Source organism: Methylobacterium sp. WL18, assembly GCF_008040015.1.
GTDB classification, from domain to species: Bacteria; Pseudomonadota; Alphaproteobacteria; order Rhizobiales; family Beijerinckiaceae; genus Methylobacterium; species Methylobacterium mesophilicum.
In genome coordinates, this window is record NZ_VRVD01000438.1 from 1 (window position 1) to 3,973 (window position 3,973).

Below are 3,973 nucleotides of genomic sequence, written 5' to 3' on the forward strand. Positions count from 1 at the left end.
CCCTGCGGCCGGCCGGCCCCGCGCTCGCGACCCATACCGGCGCTGCCGCGCCGAGCCTGTTCCGGTCCGCCCGCCCGAGCTTCTTCCCGGCGAACACGCCCTCGGTGGCGGCGCCGTCGGGCTACAGCCGAGCCCAAGGCTGGAGGCCGGACGGCTGGCAACCGACACCCGAGCCGGAGCCCGTCTTCGGCGACACGCAGGGGTTCGGCGAGGCTCCGCAGGCACCGTTCGCGCCGTCGCCCGAGGCGGATCTCGCAGCCCCACCCCAGGCGGATGTCCGGCCGGTGGTCGAGGCGGCCGAGGCCATCGACCACCCGCTCGGCGCGGCGCGAGCCCAGATCCATGAGACCTACATCCTGGCCCAGACCCGGGACGGCCTGGTGATCGTCGATCAGCACGCCGCCCACGAGCGCCTGGTCTACGAGCGCATGAAGGCGGAGCGGGCCCAGGGCGGCATCGCCCGCCAGGGCCTGCTGATCCCAGACGTTATCGAGATGAGCCCGGACGCCGCCGAGCGCCTTGTCGCCGCGGCCCCGGACCTCGACCGCCTCGGCCTGTCGATCGAGGCGTTCGGCACCGGTGCCGTGCTGGTGCGCGAGGTGCCGGCCGCGCTGGTCGGCGCCTCCGTGCGCGATCTCGTCACCGATATCCTCGACGCGCTGGAAGCCAGCGGCGATGAGGAGGGTGGAGCCCCCGCGGCAGAGGGCGGCCCGCTCGGGCGGCGCCTGGACGCGATCCTGTCGCGCATGAGCTGCCACGGCTCGGTCCGCGCCGGCCGTCGCCTGCGCCCGGAGGAGATGAACGCGCTCCTGCGCGAGATGGAGGCAACGCCCAATTCCGGGCAATGCAACCACGGCCGCCCGACCTCGATCGCGTTGAAGTTGTCCGATATCGAGCGGCTGTTCGGCCGCCGATAGGTTGTCGGCCATCCGCAATTGGGAGACCGGCCGACGTAAGCCGGATCCGGCTGCGCTCGGCTATCTCCACGTCATCGATCGGATGCCCGAACAGGTCCGATCGGCCCTGGAGAAACCGCTCGTCTCCGCCACGTCTTAGCCAACGTCGCCTGCGGGCGGGGCGCGACACCAGCCAGCGCCTGTCCCACGATGCCGACTTCGGGGGCGTGCTTTTTCTGGACCGAAGACCTGATACCCCTCCTCTCGCGCATCAACCTCTCTGACCCGCATCGCGCCGCCGCCGGAGCCCGCGACCATGGATTTCACCATCTCCCGCCGCGTCGAGGATTACCGCGCGCGCATCGCGGCCTTCGTGGATGCGTATGTCGTGCCGCTGGAATCGGACCCGGCGGCCTATGACGGGCACGGCAATATCAGCCTCACCGAGCTGGCGCGGCTGCGCGGCCTCGCGAAGGCCGAGGGGCTGTGGTGCCTGCAGCTCAAGCCCGAGACCGGCGGGGCCGGCCTCGACAAGGTCGGCATGGCGGTCTGCTACGAGGCGATGAACCGCTCGATCTTCGGGCCGGTCGTGTTCAACTCCGCCGCCCCCGACGACGGCAACATGATGGTGCTGGAGAAGGTCGCGACCCCGGCCCAGAAGGCGCGCTGGCTCGACCCGATCGTGCGCGGCGAGGTCCGCTCCGCCTTCGCCATGACCGAGCCGCATCCCGGTGGCGGCTCCGATCCTGGCATGATCCAGACCCGGGCCGAGCGCCGGGGCGACACCTACGTCGTCACCGGCCGCAAATGGTATATCACCGGGGCCGAGGAGGCCGCCCATTTCATCCTGATGGCGCGCACCTCCGACGACGCCCGCAAGGGGCTCACCGCCTTCCTGTTCCACAAGGACCAGCCCGGCTGGGAGATCCTGCGCCGGATCCCGATCATGGGCCCGGAGGAGCACGGCGGCCACTGCGAATTGCTGTTCGACGGGCTGGAGATCCCGGCCGAGAACGTCCTGATGACCGAAGGCGACGGTCTGAAGCTGACGCAGATCCGCCTCGGTCCGGCGCGGCTCACGCACTGCATGCGCTGGCTCGGCCTGTCGAAGCGCTGCGTCGAGATCGCCCGGGCCTATGCGGGCGAGCGGCACGGCTTCGGCATCCGGCTCGCCGACCGCGAGAGCATCCAGCTCATGCTCGGCGACCTCGCCATGCGGATCGAGATCGGCCGGCTGCTGGTGATGAAGGCCGCCTGGGCGCTGGACCAGGGCAGCTTTGCCCGCAAGGAAGTCTCGATGGCCAAGGTCCACGTGGCCAACCTGATCCACGCGGCGGCCGATATCGCGATCCAGATCAACGGCGCCCGGGGCTACTCCACCGACACGCCGCTCGAATGGATCTACCGTTACGCCCGCCAGGCCCGGCTGGTGGACGGGGCCGACGAAGTCCACAAGATGGTGCTCAACCGCAACCTCGAAGCCGAGGGCGATTCGTTTTGGACCTGGGGTTTGGAGGGGTGACGGTTGTCCTCCCACCGGGGCAAGGTGGACGTCCAATCCACCGTCCTCATTCTGAGGTGCGGCCAAGCCGCCTCGAAGGAGGCCTCCAGGGATCGCGCGACGGACTGGAGGGCGCCTTCGAGGCCCGCTGATGCGGGCACCTGAGGATGACGGCGCGGTTGCGATGACCGTTTGTCCGCTCATTCGCCAGCAAAGAACAAAAACCGGCACCGGGAGCGCCCGGATCGGCGCTCAGCCGACGAGAGGAAAGGTCCGAGAGACATGACGGATGTCGTGATCACCGGCGCGGTGCGCACCGCGATCGGCACCTTCGGGGGCTCGCTCGCGGCGATCCCGCCGGCCGAGCTGGCGGCGCAATGCGTCGCGGAAGCGCTGAAGCGGTTAGGGACCGCGCCGGAGGCGGTGGGCCACGTGGTGATCGGCAACGTCATCCCGACCGAGCCGCGCGATGCCTACATCGCCCGGGTCGCCGCCATGGAGGGCGGGATCCCCCAGGCCGTGCCGGCGCTCACGGTCAACCGCCTGTGCGGCAGCGGCCTGCAGGCGATTGTCTCGGCCGCGCAGGCGATCATGCTGGGCGATGCCGAGGTGGCGGTCGCCGGGGGCGCCGAGAGCATGAGCCGGTCGCCGCATCTCCTGGAGACCGGGCGGTTCGGCCAGCGCATGGGCGACGCGACCCTGATCGACTACATGGTCGGCGTTTTGAACGACCCGTTCGGCAACGGCCATATGGGCGTCACCGCCGAGAACGTGGCCGAGCGCTACGGCATCTCCCGGGCCATGCAGGACGCGTTCGCGGCCGAGAGCCAGGCCCGGGCCGCCCATGCGATCCGCGAGGGCCGGTTCCGCGAGCAGATCCTGGCCGTCGCGGTCCAGCGCAAGCGCGAGACCGTGGGATTCGACACCGACGAGCACCCGAAGGCCACCAGCGCCGAGGACCTCGCTAAGCTCCGCCCGGCCTTCTCCAAGACCGGCAGCGTCACCGCCGGCAACGCCTCCGGCCTCAATGACGGCGCGGCGATCGTCGTGCTGGCGAGCGCGGCGGCGGCCGAGCGTGACGGGTCCAGGCCACTCGCCCGGATCGTCGGCTACGCCCATGCCGGAGTCGATCCCTCCGAGATGGGCATGGGTCCGGTGCCGGCCGTGGAGCGCCTGCTGGCGCGCACGGGATTGCGCGCCGCCGACTTCGACGTGATCGAATCGAACGAGGCCTTCGCGGCCCAGGCCTGCGCGGTCTCCCGCGCCCTGGATCTCGACCCCGCCAAGGTCAACGCGAACGGCGGCGCCATCGCGCTTGGCCACCCGCTCGGCGCTACGGGGGCGATCGTCACCGTCAAGGCGCTCTACGAACTCGCCCGGGTCAATGGCCGCTACGGGCTCGTCACCATGTGCATCGGCGGCGGACAGGGCATCGCCATGGCGATCGAGCGGTTGCACTGAGATGGCCGGCTTGTTCGATCTCACCGGCCGGCACGTGCTTGTCACCGGCGCCTCCAGCGGCCTCGGCCGCCACTTCGCCGGCACGCTGGCTAAAGCCGGCGCCCGCCTGTCGCTC

At 70.7% G+C, this 3,973-nt stretch carries 2 protein-coding genes and 2 pseudogenes; all 4 read left to right on the top strand.

The features are described from left to right. Positions 1-917: pseudogene (locus FV228_RS22420) on the top strand (DNA mismatch repair protein MutL); the annotation flags it as partial. A gap of 295 nt (positions 918-1,212) precedes the next feature. Next, positions 1,213-2,418, top strand: coding sequence for an acyl-CoA dehydrogenase family protein (locus FV228_RS22425; protein ID WP_147856621.1), 1,206 nt, complete (start codon positions 1,213-1,215; stop codon positions 2,416-2,418). 261 nt (positions 2,419-2,679) lie between these two features. Then, on the top strand, positions 2,680-3,858 hold the full coding sequence (bktB, locus tag FV228_RS22435; RefSeq protein ID WP_147856622.1) for a beta-ketothiolase BktB: 1,179 nt from the start codon (positions 2,680-2,682) through the stop codon (positions 3,856-3,858). Position 3,859: 1 nt separating this feature from the next. Next, positions 3,860-3,973 (top strand): annotated as a pseudogene (locus FV228_RS34355) (2-deoxy-D-gluconate 3-dehydrogenase); the annotation flags it as partial.

Coding starts and splice junctions, on each gene's coding strand:
- FV228_RS22425 (WP_147856621.1), top strand. CDS start 1,213: ATGGATTTCACCATCTCCCGCCGCGTCGAGGATTACCGCGCGCGCATC.
- bktB (WP_147856622.1), top strand. CDS start 2,680: ATGACGGATGTCGTGATCACCGGCGCGGTGCGCACCGCGATCGGCACC.